Annotated in this window: 22 protein-coding genes; 15 read left to right on the top strand and 7 right to left on the bottom strand. The window is 54.6% G+C overall.

The window, feature by feature from the left end; genetic code table 11:
• Positions 1-121: 121 nt before the first annotated feature.
• The 3 genes from ACJJIJ_RS13830 to ACJJIJ_RS13840 all read right to left on the bottom strand — a co-directional run bounded on the left by ACJJIJ_RS13830 (position 122) and on the right by ACJJIJ_RS13840 (position 2,345).
• On the bottom strand, positions 122-610 hold the full coding sequence (locus tag ACJJIJ_RS13830) for a hypothetical protein (RefSeq protein WP_444903048.1): 489 nt from the start codon (positions 608-610) through the stop codon (positions 122-124).
• Positions 611-661: 51 nt separating this feature from the next.
• Positions 662-1,486, bottom strand: a complete 825-nt coding sequence (cysE, locus tag ACJJIJ_RS13835) for a serine O-acetyltransferase (RefSeq protein WP_252083153.1) — start codon at positions 1,484-1,486, stop codon at positions 662-664.
• A gap of 142 nt (positions 1,487-1,628) precedes the next feature.
• A complete protein-coding gene (locus ACJJIJ_RS13840) occupies positions 1,629-2,345 on the bottom strand; it encodes a M15 family metallopeptidase (RefSeq protein ID WP_444937649.1) in 717 nt (238 codons plus the stop codon).
• A gap of 243 nt (positions 2,346-2,588) precedes the next feature.
• Between ACJJIJ_RS13840 and ACJJIJ_RS13845 the strand changes: the two genes are divergently transcribed.
• The 4 genes from ACJJIJ_RS13845 to ACJJIJ_RS13860 all read left to right on the top strand — a co-directional run bounded on the left by ACJJIJ_RS13845 (position 2,589) and on the right by ACJJIJ_RS13860 (position 5,585).
• Positions 2,589-2,873, top strand: coding sequence for a TfoX/Sxy family protein (locus tag ACJJIJ_RS13845; protein WP_252083155.1), 285 nt, complete (start codon positions 2,589-2,591; stop codon positions 2,871-2,873).
• Positions 2,874-3,078: 205 nt separating this feature from the next.
• Positions 3,079-3,963, top strand: a complete 885-nt coding sequence (gene htpX, locus ACJJIJ_RS13850; RefSeq protein ID WP_252083156.1) for a protease HtpX — start codon at positions 3,079-3,081, stop codon at positions 3,961-3,963.
• A 124-nt stretch (positions 3,964-4,087) separates the two neighbouring features.
• Positions 4,088-5,143, top strand: coding sequence for a S1C family serine protease (locus ACJJIJ_RS13855; RefSeq protein ID WP_444903050.1), 1,056 nt, complete (start codon positions 4,088-4,090; stop codon positions 5,141-5,143).
• 97 nt (positions 5,144-5,240) lie between these two features.
• A complete protein-coding gene (locus ACJJIJ_RS13860) occupies positions 5,241-5,585 on the top strand; it encodes a Rieske (2Fe-2S) protein (RefSeq protein ID WP_252083158.1) in 345 nt (114 codons plus the stop codon).
• A gap of 49 nt (positions 5,586-5,634) precedes the next feature.
• Here ACJJIJ_RS13860 and sfsA read toward each other — a convergent pair whose 3' ends face one another.
• Entirely contained in the window at positions 5,635-6,333 is a 699-nt protein-coding gene (gene sfsA / locus ACJJIJ_RS13865) for a DNA/RNA nuclease SfsA (protein ID WP_444937650.1), read from the bottom strand.
• Positions 6,334-6,587: 254 nt separating this feature from the next.
• On the opposite strand from sfsA, the gene dksA reads away from it, so the two are divergent.
• The 11 genes from dksA to ACJJIJ_RS13920 all read left to right on the top strand — a co-directional run bounded on the left by dksA (position 6,588) and on the right by ACJJIJ_RS13920 (position 19,384).
• Positions 6,588-7,025 (top strand): RNA polymerase-binding protein DksA, encoded by a 438-nt coding sequence (dksA, locus tag ACJJIJ_RS13870; protein WP_152454721.1) that lies wholly within the window; start codon positions 6,588-6,590, stop codon positions 7,023-7,025.
• Between the two features lie 78 nt (positions 7,026-7,103).
• A complete protein-coding gene (gene gluQRS / locus ACJJIJ_RS13875) occupies positions 7,104-7,976 on the top strand; it encodes a tRNA glutamyl-Q(34) synthetase GluQRS (RefSeq protein WP_444937651.1) in 873 nt (290 codons plus the stop codon).
• Positions 7,977-8,062: 86 nt separating this feature from the next.
• Positions 8,063-8,239: a hypothetical protein gene (locus ACJJIJ_RS13880; protein ID WP_252083161.1), complete on the top strand. Its 177-nt coding sequence runs from the start codon at positions 8,063-8,065 to the stop codon at positions 8,237-8,239.
• Positions 8,229-11,189 carry an ATP-binding protein gene (locus tag ACJJIJ_RS13885; RefSeq protein ID WP_444937652.1) on the top strand — a complete coding sequence of 987 codons (2,961 nt, stop codon included), beginning with the start codon at positions 8,229-8,231 and terminating at the stop codon, positions 11,187-11,189. Before ACJJIJ_RS13880 ends, ACJJIJ_RS13885 begins: the two co-directional genes overlap by 11 nt.
• 127 nt (positions 11,190-11,316) lie before the next feature.
• Positions 11,317-12,708 (top strand): sigma-54-dependent transcriptional regulator, encoded by a 1,392-nt coding sequence (locus ACJJIJ_RS13890; protein ID WP_252083163.1) that lies wholly within the window; start codon positions 11,317-11,319, stop codon positions 12,706-12,708.
• 856 nt (positions 12,709-13,564) lie between these two features.
• Positions 13,565-14,944, top strand: coding sequence for a polynucleotide adenylyltransferase PcnB (gene pcnB, locus ACJJIJ_RS13895; RefSeq protein WP_444937653.1), 1,380 nt, complete (start codon positions 13,565-13,567; stop codon positions 14,942-14,944).
• Entirely contained in the window at positions 14,944-15,420 is a 477-nt protein-coding gene (gene folK / locus ACJJIJ_RS13900) for a 2-amino-4-hydroxy-6-hydroxymethyldihydropteridine diphosphokinase (protein ID WP_252083165.1), read from the top strand. The genes pcnB and folK overlap by 1 nt, the downstream gene beginning before the upstream one ends.
• A 108-nt stretch (positions 15,421-15,528) precedes the next feature.
• Complete coding sequence (locus ACJJIJ_RS13905) at positions 15,529-16,215, top strand: deoxynucleoside kinase (protein WP_444937654.1); 687 nt, start codon at positions 15,529-15,531, stop codon at positions 16,213-16,215.
• A gap of 5 nt (positions 16,216-16,220) precedes the next feature.
• On the top strand, positions 16,221-17,033 hold the full coding sequence (panB, locus tag ACJJIJ_RS13910) for a 3-methyl-2-oxobutanoate hydroxymethyltransferase (RefSeq protein ID WP_252083167.1): 813 nt from the start codon (positions 16,221-16,223) through the stop codon (positions 17,031-17,033).
• A gap of 89 nt (positions 17,034-17,122) precedes the next feature.
• Positions 17,123-17,914: an acyl-CoA thioesterase gene (locus tag ACJJIJ_RS13915; protein ID WP_444937655.1), complete on the top strand. Its 792-nt coding sequence runs from the start codon at positions 17,123-17,125 to the stop codon at positions 17,912-17,914.
• 432 nt (positions 17,915-18,346) lie between these two features.
• Positions 18,347-19,384, top strand: a complete 1,038-nt coding sequence (locus ACJJIJ_RS13920; RefSeq protein ID WP_444937656.1) for an endonuclease/exonuclease/phosphatase family protein — start codon at positions 18,347-18,349, stop codon at positions 19,382-19,384.
• 40 nt (positions 19,385-19,424) lie between these two features.
• Here ACJJIJ_RS13920 and ACJJIJ_RS13925 read toward each other — a convergent pair whose 3' ends face one another.
• The 3 genes from ACJJIJ_RS13925 to ACJJIJ_RS13935 all read right to left on the bottom strand — a co-directional run bounded on the left by ACJJIJ_RS13925 (position 19,425) and on the right by ACJJIJ_RS13935 (position 21,568).
• Positions 19,425-20,399 (bottom strand): zinc transporter ZntB, encoded by a 975-nt coding sequence (locus ACJJIJ_RS13925; RefSeq protein WP_252083170.1) that lies wholly within the window; start codon positions 20,397-20,399, stop codon positions 19,425-19,427.
• 115 nt (positions 20,400-20,514) lie between these two features.
• Positions 20,515-20,925, bottom strand: coding sequence for a GFA family protein (locus ACJJIJ_RS13930; RefSeq protein ID WP_252083171.1), 411 nt, complete (start codon positions 20,923-20,925; stop codon positions 20,515-20,517).
• Positions 20,918-21,568 (bottom strand): hypothetical protein, encoded by a 651-nt coding sequence (locus tag ACJJIJ_RS13935; protein WP_252083172.1) that lies wholly within the window; start codon positions 21,566-21,568, stop codon positions 20,918-20,920. Before ACJJIJ_RS13935 ends, ACJJIJ_RS13930 begins: the two co-directional genes overlap by 8 nt.
• Between the last annotated feature and the right edge of the window lie 135 nt (positions 21,569-21,703).

Raw genomic sequence — 21,703 nt, forward strand, 5'->3', positions numbered from 1 at the left:
TCACAGCTTCTCTTAAGCCCGGCACGATTTTGTATTGGCCGGGCTGACAGGCATAAAAAAACCGGCATCTAGCCGGTTTTTTTATGCCTGGGCGCTGCAATCAACGCGAATCGAAGAAAATCTAATTGAGATCCCACTGGGGAATATTGACTGGTGCAGCAACTGTTTCGGCCCGCTCGCTCTCATCCAGTAACAACCCCTCCGCCGCGCGCAGGCTGATATGTTCGGTGGGCACCTGCACCTCAGCTATCGACTCGCGTTCGTGGTCCTTAATCAGGTTGCCCTCCATTGGCGCGAGCGTCCAGTTTGGAACGCGAGGGCCCTCTGGCTGAGGTGTTTGACTCGGCTCGGGCACCGGAGGGATCTCTTCAGGGCCACCCTCGCTTTTCAGATTGACCTGAGCCCCAACCTTGGCCAGGGTCGCTTGAAATTGCTCCGCCTGGGCGCGGCTCAATCCTTTGCGCAGCACCAGCGGTCGACCACTAAACAGTTTTTCCACTGCCTGCGGGCTGCTCTTAAACAAGCGCGCCAAATTGGCCTTCACATCACCGGCGGTAAACCCGGCAATCAGGTCGCCGCGGAAAATCAGGCTATAGGTGGCTTGGGTCATCACTCAATCCCTATGTGTAATGCTGGTTGGATAATACTTGCTGCAGTGAGTTTATTCTTCGGAATCCAGGGTTTGATCCATGGTAAAGGCGGGGGCCTTTTCTATCCGGCCACCGACTTGACGCGCGGGGACACCGGCCACTGTGGTGTGGTCGGGGACGTCCTGTAGAACCAGGCTACCCGCAGCAATCTTCACATCCTCACCCACCCGCACAGGCCCCAATATCTTGGCGCCGGCACCGATCATAACCCCGTGACCAATCTTCGGGTGGCGATCCCCGGAACCGCGACCGCTGCCGCCCAGAGTCACTGAGTGCAAAATAGAGACGTTGTCGCCCACCACCGAGGTCTCTCCCACGACCAGGCCCGTAGCGTGGTCAATCATAATGCCGCTGCCAAATTGAGCTGCGGGATGAATGTCCACAGAAAACTGTTCCGACACACGGCTCTGGAAGTACAGCGCGAGCGTCGTGCGGCCCTGCTTCCACAGCCAGTGGGCAATTCGGTGCGACTGCAGTGCATGAAAGCCCTTGAAGTAGAGAAAGGGGGTGAGGTACTGATCACAGGCGGGATCGCGATCGTACCAGGCACAGATATCCGCCAGCATACTGCGGGATATCCCTGTATCTGCTTGTAATGCCGAAGCGATCACCTCCTGCAAAGCGGTGGAGGTGAGTGCATTGTGATCCAGGACTGAGGCTAACTGGTCTGCGATTGCGTGCTCCGCCGACTTGTGGCGCAGCACCGTATTGTGAAAATAACTCGCCAGAATCGGTTCATCCCTGGCGGCTGCGGCAGCCTCTGCGCGCATAGCACTCCATACGTCTCTGGGCTCAGTTTGGCTGTCGATATTCAGTTCCTCACCTGTCGTACTCATTTTCCCGGCGCTTTCCTACTGTATTTGATTTGTCTCACACTACTTTGCGCCATTGGGCCCGCGCAGCTTCGCAGGAATACCAGGGCCTTTCAAGCGCCATCCGGCGGTGAAAATAAAGCGTACAGATTTACGTAGATTTTGCTCAGAGCGGCATATCTGTCGGATAACAGTGATCCGGAATCCATACAAAGCGCGTATAGATGTGCTCCAGCTGCTCGCAAACCGTGTCACACAGCGCCAAGTCGCAGGAGCGCAACTGCGCCTCCAGGCGTTCGGGTGTCAACAGGTGCTGTAGCTCCAGGGCTCGCGGTGCATAACTCAAATGCCAGCGCTCAGGTGCAACGCCACCGAGATCTTCGGCATAGGGACGAAACAGGCCGTAACTTTGCCCCGCGGCTATACGCTGATCCAGCCATTGGTGAAAAGCGCCAAAAACCCCATCATCGGCCACTTCCTGTGGGGTGAGCTGTACCTGGTAATCCTCGGCTACAGCGGCGGCATCGATAATATCGAAGTCAGTACCCCAATGATGGCGCGAGGCACCGGGCAGTGCCGACCAACGCAGTATGGCCAGCACTAACTCCTGCGATGGCAGCTCAGAGACTTCAAGCTCTACGCCATCGGTGTTCAGCACTGGACGCAGTCCTTGTGCCTTGTTATTCCAGATGGTGCGCTGGCGCTCAAAGCTGCGAAAACCTGAGACCACCTTGGGGTCAAAACCGGCATCTCGCGCATCGCGCCGCAGGCGCTGAAATGCCACCAGTGCCTCAGGGTGCAGCAGCTGTCCTGAGGGTGGATCGAGGATAACGTGCATATCGGTTAGCCCGAAGAGCATACTCTTAAGCGGTGTGGATAACATTTGGCTCCTATAGACAGGCGATTTTCAAAAGGCGGGCTAAAGTGAGTAAACCCCCAGCTATTACTCTACCAAAGAGCGGCATGGAATAAGTGGCCACTGGAAATGCTAGGCAAAGTAATAGGCGCTGTCTTAGGGCATGCGGCGGTTATCTTTGTTGGCAGCTTGCTAATTTATGTTAAGTTCAGCCCCGCGATTGGGGATTGATCGTGACTACTGGACGGAAAACCTTGCAGGGAAAACTGAATGCACCCAAGTCAATCAGAACTACTTAAGCTGAAAAATTTGGGGCTCGCCTCCGTTAACATCCTTCACTCCATTGGTATTCGCACCTACGAAGACCTCCACCGTATTGGCCCGGTTGAGGCCTTTATCAGTATTCGCAACCGCGGGATCAACGCCTCGCGCGTCATGCTTTATGCACTGCAAGGTGCTCTACTTGATGTGCACTGGAACGATCTGGACCCAGATCTTAAACAGCAATTGGTCACTGAAGCCGACCGCCTGCTGGCTACACAGAATTCAAACTAAAGCCTGTCACCAACAATTTTAGAAAGGGAAAAGCTACGCTGGGGCCCTTGCGCATCTGAGTGCCTGCGCAAGATGTACCGAGACGTTCGCACAGGCCCCTAATGCCTTACCCCATGCTACGGCTACGCAATAACTCGAGCTTTTGTCACACAAACCACCACAACCTATCTAAACTTGTCTAAGGGCAAAGAGACGGAGAGAGCCGATGTTGCGCATTGGGCTATTCCTGCTGACCAACCTTGCGGTATTAGTTCTGGTTGGCATCATCTTCAATATTTTTGGCATCGGGGGCATCCTTCAGGCCAACGGGGTCGACCTGAATCTGGGGGCACTGTTACTCCTCTGCGCTCTTTTTGGGTTTGGTGGTTCGTTTATATCCCTGTTTCTTTCCAAGACCATCGCCCGCATGAGTACCCGCACCCAGATTATCACCGAGCCGCGCAGCGCCGATGAGCAATGGCTGGTGGAGACTGTGCGGGAGCTTTCGCGCAAGGCAAATATCGGTATGCCGGATGTGGGTATTTTTCCCATGCCCCAAGCCAACGCCTTTGCCACCGGCTGGAATCGCAACAATGCCCTGGTCTCTGTAAGCGCCGGGCTATTGCAACGCTTTAGCCGGGAAGAGGCCCGCGCGGTGATCGGCCATGAGATCGGTCACGTGGCCAACGGCGATATGGTAACTCTGGCGTTGATTCAGGGAGTGGTGAATACCTTTGTGATGTTCTTCGCACGGCTGGTCGGTTTCTTTGTCGACCGGGTGATACTGCGCAATGAGCAGGGCCTTGGCATCGGCTATTACGTTACCTCTATCGTGATGGATATTATTTTTGGCTTCCTCGCCATGTTTATCATCGCTTGGTTCAGCCGCCGCCGGGAGTATCGCGCAGACCACGCCGGTGCCACCCTCGCCAGTCCCAATTCAATGATCGCCGCACTGCAACGGCTCAAAGTGGAATCTGAACGGGGTCACGAGGAGCCGCTGCCGGGCAATATGAAAGCGTTCGGTATTTTCGGCAATATGGGCGCACTATTAGCCACCCATCCGCCCTTGGATGATCGTATCCTGGCCCTGCAAAACTTCCGTAAGTAATACCCTGATTGCTGTTGGCACGTTTTAGGGGCGGGTTTTAATTCATTGCCGCGCCCCCATCTTCACTCCCTCACAACGAGCAAAGTAAACTTTTCATTAAAGTGCTAAAGCGAAGACAGCGACCATGACACCGCTTAAAACTCTGCCCATTACTCTGTCGATCCTTTTATTCATTCTCAGTGCTCCCCTGTACGCAGAGGTACAGGAGTTCGCCACAGATGATGAACGCAACACCATGCAGGTGTTTAATTTTGCCAGCCCCTCTGTGGTGTATGTCACCAATGAAACCCTGGTTCGCGATCGCAGAACCCTGCGCCTGCACGCAGTACCCAAAGGCGCCGGCAGTGGATTTATCTGGGATGAACAGGGTCACGTTGTGACCAATTTCCATGTCATCGAGGGCGCGCGTAAAGTCACAATCACCCTGCAGGACCGCAGTGAGTGGCCCGCCACTGTAGTGGGTTCCGCTCCAGAAAAAGATCTGGCGGTGTTGAAAATCGAGGCTCCGAAAAAATTACTTAAACCACTGGTTGCCGGTACTTCCAGTGAACTCTCTGTGGGCCGAAAAGTACTCGCCATCGGCAACCCCTTTGGCCTTGATACCACTCTAACCACCGGAGTGGTCAGCGCGTTGGGGCGTGAAATCGAGGCCGCCAACAACCGCACCATTCGCAATGTGATTCAAACTGATGCCGCCATTAATCCCGGCAACTCTGGCGGTCCTCTGCTCGATTCCCTCGGCCGTCTGATCGGGGTAAATACCGCCATCTATAGCCCCAGCGGTGCCAGTGTGGGCATCGGTTTTGCTATTCCTGTGGATACTGTAAAGAAAATAGTGCCGCAACTGATTAACTACGGCCGCCTGGTGCGACCGATTCTCGGCATTGAATCCGCACCGGATCAGTGGAGCAGCCGCTACGGTTTTGAAGGTGTGGCGGTGCTGCGCACAGCCCCTGGTATGCCGGCGGAAAAAGCCGGGTTGCAAGGCATTTATCGCACACGCCAAGGGGGCTGGCAGCTCGGAGACGTTATCGTGGAAGTCGAGCAGCAACCCGTCCGCAGCTACGACGACCTGCTCAACGCACTGGAGAAGTACCGCGCCGGCGACCAGATCACTTTGGGGATAATGCGCAACGGGACAATCCGCTACACCTCGATTACACTCGCGGCGCCCCAATAAATCAGGGCAGAATCTGGCGCAGCTTCCCCAAATCAACCTATCTGGAGAGAAGGCGCCGCAATAACGAATATATAATTGCGCCTAAGGCCGACCAGTTATGCAGAAATACTTCCTGTGCCGTTACGAGGAATTAGCGGAAGGGCAATCCAAGGGCTTCTCCCTCGGTGACACCGCCGCCGGCACCGACAATGTGTTTGCGGTAATGAAAGGGGGCGAGGTTTTCGCCTATAAAAACACCTGCCCTCATCGCGGCATCAATCTCGACTGGCAGGAAGACCAGTTCCTCGATCCCGATGGCGCACTGATCCAATGCGCCTCCCATGGGGCGCTGTTCACCATTGAAACCGGCGAGTGTATTGCCGGGCCCTGCACCGGCGATTCACTGACTCCCATACCCGTGGAATACGCCCAAGACGGCCTCTACGCCCTGCTGCCTGAATAAGATTTTACTGGCTGGGTGGCCCCCACCCGGCCAGTTACTCTAAATTCCCTCAGCGAAACGGCAGAGCTTCGCCTAAAACGATTTCATCGGCGCTCATCCGCGCCCGGTAAGCGAGCACCTGCACACCGGCTGAGACAGCACTGTCGAGAGCTTTAGCATAAGCCGGGTCGATTTCTCGCGCTGCCTCTACGCTATCTATGCCACTGTGCTGTACACAGTAAAAAAGCACTGCACGCACACCACTCTCAGCCAATTTCTGTAACTCACGCAGGTGCTTAGCACCGCGAGCACTCACCGCATCGGGAAAATAACCGCGCGCACCATCCGCCAGGGTGACATTCTTAACCTCCACATAGCAGTCGCCAGCATCGCCAGACAACAGAAAATCGATGCGGCTGTTTTCTTCGCCATAACGCACTTCCCGACGCAGGGATTCATACCCTTGCAACTCACTAACCACACCGGAATTTATTGCCTCTTCCACCAGGGCATTCGCGCGCCCAGTATTAACGCCGGCCAGAGATCCATCCGGTGTTGTACAAATTTCCAGCGTGTGACGGTACTTGCGCTTGGGATTGCCCGAGTCCGAATACCAGCAGGCTCCGCCTTCGATCCAGCAATTTTTCATAGAACCGGTATTTGGGCAGTGGATGGTCAATTTCTCGCCATCAGCCGTCTCCACATCAGCGAGGAAACGTTTGTAGCGACGCAACAGGGTGGCCTTTTGTAACTCAGGGGAAAACTTCACTGGCTGGCACTCTTGTACATTTCAGCGCCACAAAATAGCAGACAACTATTTGTGGCGCGAATCGCGCAGATTTGATAGCTTCCTCGCTCTCGGTCGCCGGGGTACCGGCAATCGGGGCAAGGATTAGCCTGCCACCGCAACTGATTTGATAGGTGAAAAAAGCATCACCCAAAAAGATTCCGGTCTAGGCTAGATTGAATTTGGTGGTATCGCCCCCATTATCGGGGGCCCGTAAAGAAAGAGAGGCAACGACTATGCCCAAAACTGCTGCGAGCACCGATTCTCTGCACGGCTTTGAGCCCTACAAGGAGACTAAGGGCGAAGAGTACATGAATGAGAAGCAGCAGGAGCATTTCCGCAACTTGCTGTTGGCCTGGAAGGCCGAACTGATGGCGGAAGTGGACCGCACCGTTTCCCACATGAAAGACGAGGCTGCAAACTTTCCCGATCCCGCTGATCGTGCGAGCCAGGAAGAGGAGTTCAGCCTTGAACTTCGCACCCGCGATCGCGAGCGCAAGCTGATTAAGAAAATCGACGCCACCCTGGAACTGATCGACCAGGATGATTACGGTTTCTGTGAAGCTTGTGGGGTCGATATTGGTATCCGCCGTCTTGAAGCGCGCCCCACCGCAACCCTGTGTGTGGACTGCAAAACCCTGGCGGAAATCAAAGAAAAACAGCTTTCCGGCTGATTTTTCCCCATCGTATTGCGGCGATCACCCTTGATCGCCCAGCTCGACAGGGCGGTCGACGGGACCGCCCCTATCACTTTGAATAGTAAAACGCCCTATTTCGGTCGCTTCGCGCCTTCGCCGAGCGGTCCTCTGCATTTCGGCTCGCTAGTGTGCGCACTCGGCAGCTATCTGGACGCCCTTGCGCATGGTGGGCACTGGCTCGTGCGTATGGAAGATCTCGACCCCCCGCGCGAGGAGCCCGGCGCAGCCACTCGAATACTGAAATCCCTGGAATCCCATGGGCTGCACTGGCACGGCCCCGTGGTGTGGCAAAGTAAGCGCCACGTCCAGTACGAGGCAGTTCTGTCACAGTTACGCCAACGCGGACTCCTATATCCATGTCATTGCTCACGCAGCCAGATCCGTCAAAATGGTGGGCACGACAATCAAGCCTGCCGGATAAATGACGAGGGCACAGGAGCCTGCGCCCTGCGCCTGTCCTGTGCCGGAGGTGAGGAGCACTTCGAAGATATCTGGCGCGGGCCCCAATCCCAGCCAGTGCGCGAAGACACCATTCTCAAGCGCCGCGATGGCCTCTACGCCTATCAGCTGGCGGTAGTGGTCGATGATATTGCCCAGGGCATTACTCATATCGTGCGCGGAACGGACCTGCTCGACACCACTGCTGCACAAATTCGCCTGTTTCACCTGCTCGATAACAGAGCACCGATCTTCGGCCACCTACCGCTGGTCATGGGACCGGGGGGGGCGCAAAAACTCAGCAAACAAAACCACGCACCGGCTATCGACGACAACCGAGCCGCCAGCAATCTCTGCACCGCACTGGATTTTCTCGGCTTTCATGTCGCGGATGGGCTGGAGGGCGAGGCGCCAGAACATATTCTCAAGTGGGCTGCTACACGCTGGCAGCGTCATCAGATCGATAAACGCGACCGACAATTGCACTGATCGTTGGAGGCAATTAACATTTTTGCGCCAGCCGACAGGCTCGCCATTTAACTTTTCACCCTCCACGCGGATTTACATAACAACCTATGAGCAACCGCACCCTGCTAATCCTGCTCGTGCTGGTGGGCTATGTGTTCTCCCCCACCATATTTACCTGGATGATCAACCCCGTTGGCGCCTGGTATCGGCCCTTTATCCTCTGGTTCGTTTTGATCCTGCTGGCGATTTTTATCCAGTGGAGGCGCAACTCGAATGAGCTTTGAGATCGCCCATATTGCCCTGATCGGGGTTGCCTACATCGCTACCTTGTTCTTTGTCGCTTTCGCCACTTCCAAGGGCTGGCTGCCCGCACGCTGGGTGCGCCATCCACTGGTGTACGTACTCTCGCTGGGGGTCTCTCTATCTGCCTGGACGTTCTATGGCATTGTCGACCTCGCCTGGCAATACGGCTACGGGGTGCTTGCCTACTACCTGGGCACCGGTGCCATGTTCTTATTTGCGCCTGTGGCACTGGAGCCCCTGGCGCGCCTGGCCCAACGCTACCAGCTCTACTCCCCCGCAGATCTACTGGTTTTCCGCTACCACAGCCGCCAGGTGGGCACCCTGGCCACCCTGTTTATGCTATTGGCGCTGCTACCACTGGTCGCCCTACAGATCCAGGCGGTATCGGAAACCTTGGCACTGCTGTCACGAGACAGCGTCGCCGCCCTCGGCCTGCCCGACAGTGGTGTTTCCAGTAAAAACCTAATCGCCTTTTTCTACTGTGTGCTGTTGGCAGTCTTCACCAGTATGTACGGCGCCACCCGTGAGCGCGGTGAGGGCCTCGCCAGTGCCATGGCGCTGGAATCCCTGGTTAAACTGGTGGCACTGACCGCGGTCGGTGGTTATGCCGTTTACGGTGTGTTCGGCGGTTTCTCAGGGCTCGACCAGTGGCTGCTGGAAAACAATGATATGCAGCAGCTGCTCTACACCCCCATTGAACAGGGCTCCTCGCATACACTGCTGTTAGTCTTTATCGCTACCGCCGTGGCCATGCCACATATCTTTTACCTCAGCATCGCCGAGCGCCCCACCGGCCAGGCCCTGCGCACCGCCAGCTGGGGTTTTCCGCTTTTCCTGTTGCTAATGGCGCTGCCGATCTTTCCGATTATGTGGGCGGGCTTCGCCCTGGATGTGACTGAACCGGTACAGTACTTCTCGCTGGCGGTGCCGCGTGCCAGTGGCTCAGCGTTGCTCACAACACTGGCCTTTATCGGCGGGCTCTCCGCCGCTACCGGCGCACTGATTATGATCACCCTGGCATTATCTACCATGGTCATGAATCACTGGCTGCTACCGGGCACCCGCTGGGACTCCGAAGACAATATGTACCGCCAGTTGGTGTGGCTGCGCCGCGCTTTAATCGCTGCATTGTTTATCGCGGGTTTTGCCTTTTATCTGCTGCTGGACAATCGCCTTTCCCTGTCGGATTTAGCCCTGCTGGCCTTTATCGGTTCCCTGCAGTTTCTACCGGGTATCTTCGCTGTTATTCACTGGCCGCGAGGCAATCGACGCGGCCTGATTGGTGGACTTCTGGCTGGGATGTTGATCTGGGGTTGCGGCCTTTTGCTGCCATCGGTGTTCGAACTAACCGGCATCACCCTACCGGGTACTTCTCTGCAGATACCCCTGGGCATGTCCATCTGGACCCAGGTCACTACTCTGTCTCTCGGTGTCAACATACTTCTATTCGTCAGCCTCTCGCTGTTCACCTCGACCAGCAGCCTGGAGCAATACGCCGCTGACCTATGCAGTGACGACACCATCGCCCAAGCGCTACGCCTGGGGCTCGATGTGCAGTCCGCAGCGGACTTTCGCCTGCGCCTGGCGGAGAGCCTAGGGGCGGCCACCGCCAACACCGAGGTGAAGCGCGCCCTCAATCAGCTCAACCTGCCCGATAACGAGCGTCGCCCCTACGCCCTGCGCCAGCTGCGCAATCGTATTGAATCCAACCTGTCCGGACTGCTCGGACGGGTACTGGCCGGCCAGATTATCGATCGCCACTTTCCCTTTCAGAACAGCGATCAGCCGGCCAACAAGGATATCCACCTGATCGAGACACGCCTGGGGCGTTACAAGCACCAGTTGACCGGGCTGGCGGCAGAGCTGAACAATTTGCGGCTTTACCACCGGCAAATGCTGGAGGAGCTGCCCATGGCCGCCTGCTCTCTGGGGCGCGACGGCGAGATACTGTTGTGGAATTACGCCATGCAGGATCTCACCGGGATTGCCGCCGTTGAGGTAATTGGCTCCAAGCTGGAATATCTGGCAGAGCCCTGGCGCAGTCTGCTAGCGGAGTTTGCCGAATCCAGCGATGCCAGCCGCTTCAAGCAGCAAGTCAGTCTCGGCGGCAACAGCCACTGGCTCAACCTGCACAAAACCCGGCAGAAACGCAGCCGCAGCGGGCGGGCCCGCAACCAGCGTGGCGATGGGCAGATGTTACTGCTCGAGGACATCACCGAGACCCAGATTCTGGAGCAGGAGCTGATTCACAGCGAGCGCCTGGCCTCGGTAGGACGCCTCGCCGCCGGTGTCGCCCACGAGGTGGGCAACCCAGTGACCGGTATCGCCTGCCTGGCACAGAACCTCCAGTTCGATTGCGACAACCCGGAAGTGCTGGAAACCGCCGACCAAATCCTCAGCCAGACCCAGCGCATCAGCCGCATCGTACACTCACTGGTGAATTTCTCTCACAGTGGCAGCCAAGAGAGCGAGCGGGCTCCGGTAGACCTCTACGCCTGTGTGCAGGAAGCGGTACACCTGCTATCCCTGCAACGGGATAAAACCGAGGTGCGCTTCGAAAATGCAGTCCCAGCAGATCTAATCGCCCCCGGGGATAACCAGCGTCTGATCCAGGTATTTATCAACCTGCTCAGCAATGCCCGCGACGCCAGCCCGGATGGCGGTCTCATCCGCATTGAAGGTCGAGAGGCCAAAGGTTGTGCCTGTGTGTCAGTCACCGACGACGGCCCCGGTATCTCTGCCCAACACCGCGAGCGTATTCTGGAACCCTTCTTCACGACCAAGGAACCCGGAGAAGGTACAGGCCTGGGCTTGGCCATGGTGTACAGCATTGTTGAGGAGCACGGAGGGCAGCTAGAACTGGAGAGCCCGGCCAATCCGGAGACCGGCCGCGGCGCCAGATTTACTGTACAGCTGCCCTTGGCAGGCTAAGACTCCAGCCGGCAAACCGGCCAGGAACTGGGCAAAAATAACCCGGTTATCCGTTTTTGAGTTGCATCGAAACGGCGGCCGGGTAAAACTAGGCGTTTATTGAGCATTTTGTAACCAGGCGTAACATATGAGCCACATCCTGATCGTCGAAGATGAAGCCATTATTCGAACGGCGCTGCGCAAACTGTTAGAGCGGCACCGATATAAGGTCAGTGAGGCGGGCTCAGTTAGGGAGGCCCTTAGTAAGCACCGGGTCAATGAAGTTGACCTGGTTATCTCAGACCTGCGCCTACCCGGTGCACCGGGCACCGACTTGCTCAAACATGCCGGTGAAGTACCGGTATTGATCATGACCAGTTACGCCAGCCTGCGCTCCGCTGTGGACTCCATGCGCATGGGCGCCGCAGACTATATCGCCAAGCCATTCGACCACGACGAGATGCTCGCCACCGTGCGCCGCGTCATCGGCAAGGCCGAACAAAGTCGCGCCCAAGCGCCTTTGGATAAAAGTAACCCAGGCACTATCGCCGGAATGATCGGCGACAGCATGGCTATGCGCGAACTCTATAGGCGCATTCACAAAGTGGCACCCACAGACGCCACCGTGCTGGTGCATGGAGAAACCGGCACCGGTAAAGAGCTGGTGGCCAAAGCTATCCATGAAGAGAGCCGCCGCGCTGGCAAGCCGTTGATCTCGGTCAACTGTGCCGCCATTCCCGAGACATTGATCGAATCGGAGCTGTTTGGTTACGAAAAGGGCGCTTTTACCGGCGCCCAGAGTGCCCGCGAGGGATTGGTTGCCGCCGCTGATGGCGGCACCCTGTTTCTCGATGAAATCGGTGAACTCCCGCTAGAGGCTCAAGCACGGCTATTGCGAGTGATACAAGAGGGTGAGGTGCGCCCAATTGGCTCTATCGAGTCGCACAAAGTGGATGTGCGCCTGGTTACCGCCACCCACCGTAACCTGCGTCAACTTGCCGCTGAACGCAAGTTCCGCGAAGACCTCTACTACCGCATCAACGTGGTGCAGATGACTCTGGCACCGCTGCGCGAGCGCGGCCGCGATGTCCTTGCACTGGCAGAGCACCTTCTCGAAAAGTTCTGCACCAAAATTGAGCGCCCACTGCTGCGCCTCTCTCCCGAGGCAGTTCAGGCAGTCACCACGTACACTTGGCCTGGTAACGTTCGTGAGCTGGAGAACGCCATACAACGCGCGGTCATCCTCACCGACCGTGACAGCCGGGAAATCGACCACAAAACCCTAGATATAGACTTGGACCTGGTCCCCGTGGAGGAGGCCATCGGCGAGCCTCGTCCGCGCAGCCTGCATACCGATCCTCGCGAGGATCTCTCGCTGGAGGACTACTTCGCTCGCTTCGTAATCGAGCACCAGGACACCATGAGCGAGACCGAGCTGGCGAAAAAGCTGGGGGTCAGCCGCAAGTGCCTGTGGGAGCGTCGCCAAAAACTGGGCATTCCCCGCAAGAAAACCCGCCGCAGCGCGGTTGCCGAAGCCTGATCAACTTTCTTGGGGGCTGAGCCCCCTCCCTCACCTACGCCACTCTTCCTCAACAAGTAGCCCCTTAAACTACTCTTCAACAGGCTTTAGCCGCGTCCATGACCGCTGTCCCACTTTGTTACATCACTGGTAACAGAGGGAAGTGTTACCCAAGACCTACCTCAAGTAACAGTTGCCGCACCTTACGTAACGCAATGCCACCCAGAAAAGTTCCATCAATTTTCGTAAAGATTGTAACTTGTTGATTTATAAGGATTTTTAAAAGTTGGCACACTAAATGCTTTACTCTTAGTACAAAAATTAAAAACGGCCAACAATAAAAATAAATGACCGTTAAAAGCCCTATAACTACTCAAAATAAGTGGGCGAAACACAATAAAAATAATGGGGCGGCCGATAACAAAAGCAATGAGTGGCCAAAACCGCAAGAACAACAATAAACAATAACAATAATTTCGAAAGAAGAATAAAAATAACAACAAGCGCGTTGCAAACTGACTGATTTATACCTGGGAGAGGGTGTTTGCTTGATAGCAAATTAAGAGCGCAAGGAAGCCGCTGCCTTCATACCTGTAATAATAATTCCCAAACTTTTCCCCAACTTTCCGGCACCCGCAGATTGCGGGCGCATTGCTTTGCGTGTGTTAGAATCGCGCCAGCGAGTCCTCCACACTGACAGCAGATGCCATTGCCGCCCCCTGTTTTGGACTTCGCCCCCTGGGCCCGCCCAGGTACAGAGGCCCCAGTAGTGCAACAACATGCCCCAACTCCGTTGGGGAGGAAAGTGCAGGTGTAATGCCTGTCGCCACCGGAGATGTGGCCTCAGCACCAACAGGGCATTTTCGGTCACCAACAGATGGCAGCAGTCAAGACAGACAGCCGTATGCTCAATAATTTGATTAGTAGTATCAAACGCTGGCGCAAGCCGGCCAAGAAAGGCCCCAGGGTTATCGCCCGCAACGACCACAATATCTCCCGCCGGGATATCAGCCGCGCAGCCCTAACGGTCATGAAACGCCTACAGGAAGCAGGTTACCAAGCGTACATTGTCGGGGGCGGCGTGCGGGATCTAATGCTCGGCGGCCACCCCAAAGACTTCGATGTTGCCACTGACGCTACACCAGAACAGGCTAAAGTACTGTTTCGCGGCGCACGCATTGTCGGTCGGCGCTTTCGAATCCTGCACGCGCGTATTGGCCGCGAGGTTATTGAGGTCACCACTTTTCGGGGCCACCACAGCGATGGCGAGACGCACGAAGCAAAACAATCCGAACACGGTATGTTGCTGCGCGACAACGTCTACGGCGACCTGGAAAGCGATGCCATGCGCCGCGACTTTACAGTCAATGCTCTCTATTACACCACCGATGGCTTCGCTGTTCACGACTACACCGCGGGTGTTGAGGACATTAATAATCGCCTGATCCGCATGATCGGGGCTCCCGCTACCCGCTATAAAGAAGACCCTGTGCGGATGCTGCGTGCGGTGCGCTTCGCAGCCAAACTGGATTTTGCCATCGAACCCGCTACCGAGGCCCCGCTAAAAGAGCTGGCTCCTCTACTGCGCAATATCGCCCCCGCGCGCTTGTTTGACGAGATCCTCAAACTGCTGATGAGCGGCCAGGGCGAGCGCACTTTCGAACTATTGCGCCGCTATCATCTGTGGCAGCACCTGTTCCCAGATAATGCAGCCCAAATTGAAAAGAACCCCGCAGCACTGGAGCTAACAAAGCGCGCCCTTCGTAATACCGACCAGCGCATCCAGGCTGATATGCGCGTGACCCCCGCCTTCCTATACGCTGCCCTGTTGTGGCCGGCTGTGGACGAGGAGCAGAAAAAGCTCATCGAGAAAGGGATTCCACCGGCGCCGGCACTGGCCCAGGCGGCTCAAAAAATTACCAGTAACCAACTGGCCCACACCGCTATTCCCAAGCGCTTCTCTATCCCCATGCGCGAGATATGGGATCTCCAGCATCGTCTGCCACAACGCGGCGGCAGTCGCGCCCAGCGCCAGCTGGAGCACCCCCGCTTCCGCGCCGCTTACGACTTCCTGCTATTGCGCGAAGAGTGTGGAGAAATTGAACCCGGTCTGGGCAACTGGTGGACCGACTTTCAGCAAGCCGATGATGAACAACGCCAGCAAATGGTACGCAAACTCCAGCGCAGCGGCGGCAACAATCGACGTGGCCGCAATTCCCGTGGCGGACGCCGACGCAAGCCAAAGGCTGCCGAATAATGGAAAAGGTTTTTATCGGGCTCGGCAGTAATCTATCTGAGCCACAGAAGCAGCTGCGCAGTGCCCTGGCGGCCATGGAGGAAATCCCCGACTGCCGCCTGCTGCGCTGTTCCAGCTTTTATCACAGTGCGCCCATAGGCCCTGGCGAGCAACCAGATTATGTCAACGCCGTGGTTGAGCTGGAGTGCGCACTAACGCCCATTGAGTTACTCGACCAGCTGCAAACGATTGAGCAGGCTCACGGGCGCGAGCGCTCGGTGCGCTGGGGAGCGCGAACCCTCGATTTGGATGTTTTATTGTTTGGCGAACAGCAACTAGACGAGACGCGTCTGCAGGTACCGCACCCGCGTATGGCTGAGCGTAATTTTGTTTTGCAGCCACTCGCTGAGCTCGATCCACAACTGCAACTGCCATCGGGGGAGCTATTGCAACAGTTGCTGCAGGATTGCCCACAAAACCGCCTGGAGAAATTCTAGACAGCCTCAAATACAGCGCTAAAAGTACTCGACTGGCCGCCCCGCTTGATAGTATTTTGGCGCCTGTAACCCATCAGGGAAGACGCCCCAACCAGAGGAGTCGAACACGTGGTTATCGACAACAGCGAAACCAGTTCGTGTGAGTTTGGCCAGCCGGAGAGAACGCCACCGAAATTTATTGCCGTTGAGGGTAATATCGGAGTGGGCAAAACTACCCTCGCCAAAAAACTGGCCTGTACCTTCAATTACGACACTCTGTTGGAGCTACCCGAGGAAAACCCCTTTCTCGAACGCTTCTCTCGCGACCCCAAAAACGCCGCACTACCCACCCAGTTACATTTTTTGCTGCAACGCTCTCAACAGATTCAGGCCCTGCGCCAGGATGATTTGTTTGAACCCGTGCGGGTGGCAGACTTTCTTATCGAGAAAGACCAACTGTTTGCCCAAGTCACGCTGGACGCGGATGAACTCGCGCTCTACCAACAGGTATTTCAGCACCTCACACTAGAGGCCCCCAAGCCCGACTTGGTTATTTATTTACAGGCCCCACTGGAAGTCCTGCAGGCTCGTATCCGCAATCGAGGCGTCCCAGCTGAACGCGTTATCAGCACCGAATATCTGGCCACACTCAACGACGCCTACACGCAATTTTTCCACTTTTACGACAGCTCACCGCTGTTGATTGTCAACAGTGAGGAAATCGATATCGTCGATAGCCCCGAGGATTACCAACAACTGGTGGAGTATATGCTCACCGTCACCAAGGGCCGTCATTACTACAACCCGGGAAGTTAACCGCTATGTATGCACCTTCAGAATTAGAAAAGCTCGTTACCGTGCAAACCCTGCGCAAAATGAAAGCGAACGGCGAGAAATTTATTACCGTCGCCCTCTACGACGCGCCCATGGCGGCCATGGCGCAGAAAACCGGCGTGGAAACCGTGCTGGTAGGCGACTCCCTCGGTATGACCGTACTGGGCTACGACAGCACAGTGCCGGTCACCATGGAACAGATGATCTACCACGTGGAAGCAGTGGCAAGGGGCAATAAAAAATCCCTGATCATGGGTGATATGCCATTTATGACATATGCCACACCGGAGCAAGCGCTCACAAACGCCACCCGTATCATGCAGGCTGGCGCCCATATGGTGAAGATTGAGGGTGGTGCCTGGCTTGCTGACACAGTCAAAATGCTGACAGACCGCGGTATCCCTGTTTGTGCTCACCTGGGGCTCACTCCTCAGTCCGTTCACAAGCTGGGCGGCTATAGGGTTCAGGGGCGCGACGAAAAACACGCCGAACAAATGTTGGAAGATGCGATCCTCCTAGATCAGGCTGGCGCCGATCTGCTCGTGCTCGAATGCGTGCCCAGCGCCCTGGCCAAGCGCATCACAGAATCAGTTTCCATGCCCACAATCGGCATCGGCGCTGGGCGCGATACCGATGCCCAAGTCCTGGTTATCAACGATATCCTCGGCCTTACCGAACAGCCGCCGAAATTTTCCAAGAACTTTTTAGTGGAGGCCGGCGATATCCCCGGTGCCCTGCGCAAGTATGCAGGGGACGTTAAACTCGGCGTATTCCCAGAAGACAGCCACACTTTCAATTAAGTTTCTACGGGGCCACTTAACGACAGTGCAGTGGCCCAGACACCTCCTCCCGTGGACTGCACAAAGCCCGCTCTCCCAGCGGTAACACTATGACTTTTGATGAACTTCTCCTTGATTGGCGCGATAAACATGGCGCCAATGTGGTACCGACAGGCTGGAGCCAGGGCCGCGCTACTTTTGGCGGCCTGGTTGCTGCCATGCTCAATGAGAAAATGGCAGCGGAGGTGATTGCAGAAAGCAGTTTACGCTCACTCACCTTCTCCTTCGTCAGCCCGGTTAGCGCGGATGCGGTAAAAGTCGAAGCGCAGCTACTGCGCGCAGGCCGCTCTGTCACCCAGGTGCAGGGCCAATTACTGCAAAATAACGCGACTGTACTCGCTGGACTTGCCAGTTTTGGCAGTGGCAGGGAATCCTCCGTTAAAGTCGACACCCCTGCCGCTCCTGAGTTTGCCAGCCCGGATAAATGTATCGCCCTACCTTATATCGAGGGTGTGGTGCCAGAATTCACTCAGAAATATGACTATCGCATCGCTCGTGGCCAACTCCCCTTCAGCGGCACCACGGAGCGGCAACTGGGCGGTTGGGTGCGTTTTAAAGACGGCAGCGAATCTACTATAGGTATTAGCCATCTACTCACACTCATCGACGCCTGGCCACCAGCTACTCTACCGATGCTAAAAGTTCCAGCACCGGCCAGCTCGCTCACCTGGACGCTGGAGCTGATGGAACCGCTACCACAACGCAGCGCATCGGATTGGTGGCAATATTTGGCAGAGGTGGAGCAGGCTGAAGATGGCTATGCGGTGATCCAGGCGCGCCTTTGGGATAACGCGGGCAGACTCGTCGCTTTATCCCGGCAAATGGTGACTATTTTTGCTTAAGCAAACTCACTACTGACTTCCCTTCTTTTAGGCGCGCCATATAGAAACCACACCCAATACCACGCAGGGCCATATTCTAATAAAGTTAAAGAAAGTGCTCTGCGACTAAGTTCTTTACTTAATTGCCAACCAGAAAATACTGACGCAGAAAAACCTGTGAGCAATCGTGTAGCTGGCGCCGCTTTATTGTCAGGATAATCTCAACTGACCGGCCTGTTAGTGTCTAACTTTTCTGACGCTGGGTATTTTCCTGGCAAAGCATACAAATTAACGTCAATTAAAGTAAAAAATAAAATAAAAAAAACCTTCCTTACTCCAATTTGTAATCTACGCTATCCATCATCCCACCCTCGAAAAATCAAAGACCGAGAAAAAAAGGCCTCGCCTTTTTAATTTCAGTCCACCGGCGATAAGAACCATGGAGAATAAAAAATGATAAGAAAAATCTGTATATCCCTTGCTCTACTGATCAGCTATCCCGCTAGCGCAGCAGATTTTGAAGATGTATGGGATGCGATCACCTCATGCAACTGGTTCGAATTTATCGATGATGTGGATGACACGGGCACAAAAGATCTGGATGGCTACGAGTATGGTGACACCAGCTTCAAAGATGCCAACTCAGGCAACTTTGACATGATGGTGTATAACATGGATGGTTTTTTACAATGTATTGGTGGCAACAGTAAGTCAGATTTCAAACAAATTATCCGCACTTTTAATGACGACCCCAAGGATCTCTGGTTAATGCAGGAGGTGTGGAGTAAAACCAAAGCCAACTACCTGGATGACGATGACAAGCTGAGCAACGATACGGTTCCCTATCGTTCAAAACACTGGAAAGGTGGCGGCACCTCTTTTGGTAACGGCTTGCTGACTTTTTCCAAATTCCCCTTTGACCGGGACAATCGCGACGATAACGATTATTCCTTTGCCACTTATGAAGAGGAAACTTTTGATAAATGCTCAGGCAACGATTGTGATACCGAGAAAGGTTTCACCGTGGCCAACGTTGAAGTGACGGAGAACTATCATGTGCATATTTATAACACCCACATGGATGCGGGCCATCAAGATGCCGACCTAAACGCCAAGGCAAAGCAACTTGATCAAATCGCCGATATGATTGTCTCCCACTCAAATAATGCCACTGTTATTTTGGCAGGGGACTTCAATATGGCATTCGATGAAAATGATGATGGCTGGCGCGGCGTTAACTACCAAACCTGGAAGGCCTTTTTCGAAAAAACCGGCGGTAAGCACGCCTGCCAATATATGCTCTCTGGCAAGGACACCAGCCTGGAAGCCTGCTCCGATGAGCTACAAAATGACACAGACCATGTAGTAATCATCAACAATAATCCCAACTACACACTGGAAGTCACTGATTATTTTATCGGTTCTGCAACCTATTCTGGGTTAAGCGACCACGACCCAGTTTTTGTAGATTTTTCCTGGGTTAAAAACTAATCCCTAAAAGGGCTCCTTCCACTGCAACGTGGAGGGAGCCTTAGAGCCATTTTTTCCAATAAAAAAAGGCGATTTGTCCGGCAAGTGCAGCTACTAACAAAATACAAAATACCAAGAATCCCTCTCGAGCTTGAGCCCATGGAATCCCACCAACATTAATTCCAAACAATCCAGTTAAAAAGCTCAGAGGCAGGAAAATTGCTGCAACCATCGACAATACATACATACGACTATTCAGCTGTTCGGAGCTACGGCTTAGTAGTTCCTCCTGAGCAATTGCCGCCCGTTCACGAATTGTATCTATATCATCGATATGCCGCTGCAGGCGCTCATTAATATCCGCTAGTAGGATATGGCTCCCTTCATCAAACCAGGGAGCCGACTCCTGCTGCATACGAGTTAAAACCTCCCTCTGTAAGCAGAGGTATCGGCGCAATGCTATTGTCCTCTTACGAAACTGAACTAGATTCGCCCCCAGATCTTTCACCGACCATTCGAGTAATTGATCCTCAAGTTCATCGACCTTTTCCTCAAAGTCATCAACCCGGTCTCCCATACGCAGCACTAGTAAATCTGCCAGGGACACTACCAATGCCGCTGTCCCCCGTGGCCCACAACCACTGCTCAACCGGGAGATCAAATCCTCCTCAGCCAACAGGCGTCTCTTACCAATACTGATGACACGATTCTCTTCCACCCATATTCGAATAGAGACCCGGCTCTCTCTCCGTGCTTTATGCTTTGGATCGACTCCACACAAAGCCAGAAATAATCCATCACCTACAGCCAGGGTACGCGGTCGCACCTCTTTGGCCAGTAATGCTTCTTTAACCACAGTAGGCAATTCACTACTATCGCTTACCCAAGCTAAAACCTCTTCGCAAGCACTATCAAAATGGAGCCACAACACCCCCTGGCGGGGATGCCAAGACTCCACCTCCGGCCAAGCCACTTCTCGGCCCGATCCATTTCGATCGAGCAAGGTTGCACGAACGTACTCAGATTCCATGGACATAGACTTCCATTTACTGAACTTTCATTTAAAAAATTGCACCCCATAGGAGCGCTCTTAAACCTCACCCAACAAACAAAATTAAGTTACAAGAACATCCAGGCATAACGCATACGGATTACTCGGCCTGACTCAAGTGCGCTAATCCCGCAGCATTCTGTTCCCAGTTTTGCCCATCAAATGGCTCGACTTCTAATTCCTGCGGCACAATATCGAGACAACGCGCATTGAGGCTGTAACCATCGGGATTGGAGCGCGGTATGTAAAAGGGTTTTACACCGCAATGACGGCAAAAATAGTGTTTTGCCACACCCGTATTAAAAGTGTAACAAGTGAGGGCTTCCTCTCCCCGCTCCAGCTGGAAGTTTGCCGCAGGTACGATCAGATGTAAGTAACCCACCTTTTCGCACATAGAGCAATTACAGGCGTGCGCCACCAGCGGCTCTCCATTTTGGCGACGATGTATCGCACGAAAGCGCACAGCATCACAGTGGCAACCGCCCTGCAGCGGCAAGATAACTTCACTCATTATTAGATTGATCCAGATTAAATAATGGACGTGCCCACAATAGAGATAAAATTGAGAGGGCAAGAAGTAGGTGGAACCAATTAGTACGGGCAAGGCCCAACAGTCGTGAAGCTCCGGTGCCAATAAAGAGCCCATTGAACACTACTAACAGTGCACCAGCGCCAATTACCAGGGCTTGGTTGCGCTTGAGCCGGCGCGGCGCTATCAGCTCCAATAATGCTACCAATAACCACAGTACCAGCCCCACAGTAGAAAATAGGTCGATCACTGTAAGGGCTGACATGCTGGTACTTTGCGCGAGACCAATTGCCCCAGCCAATATCAAAACCATTACCAGATAAGCCGGTGCGCGAGTATCTCGGCCCCAAGATATTTCCAGACGTGCCCAGGCAAGACCTATGCCGATCAACAGGAAGGAGGCAAAACCTGAGATCTGCGCAAGTGCCCGATGCAGCTCTGTCACTCCAGGATCAATGCCATAGCGATAAGCGCCCACCAGGGCGGCCAGGGCCATAATCATCAGGGCGGCCACGATTATCAGAGCTGCCGATTGAAAGCGCGCGCGGGTGAGATACCAATACTGGTTGGCAACCAGCAGGCTAGCGAGACCAAGGAGTGCATCGAGAAGCCAGTAGTTGTGCAAAATTTTCCCCTTTTTCGACAAATTCTAACCGAAAAACCCCTGGGGCAAGTGCCTTTATTCCGTGTGAAGCCACTTTGAACAGCTACAAAAAAACCCGGCACTGGGCCGGGTTTTTTCAGGCTTCATCAGCTCGAG

The organism is Microbulbifer mixtoriginis (SeqCode) (genome assembly GCF_052467945.1).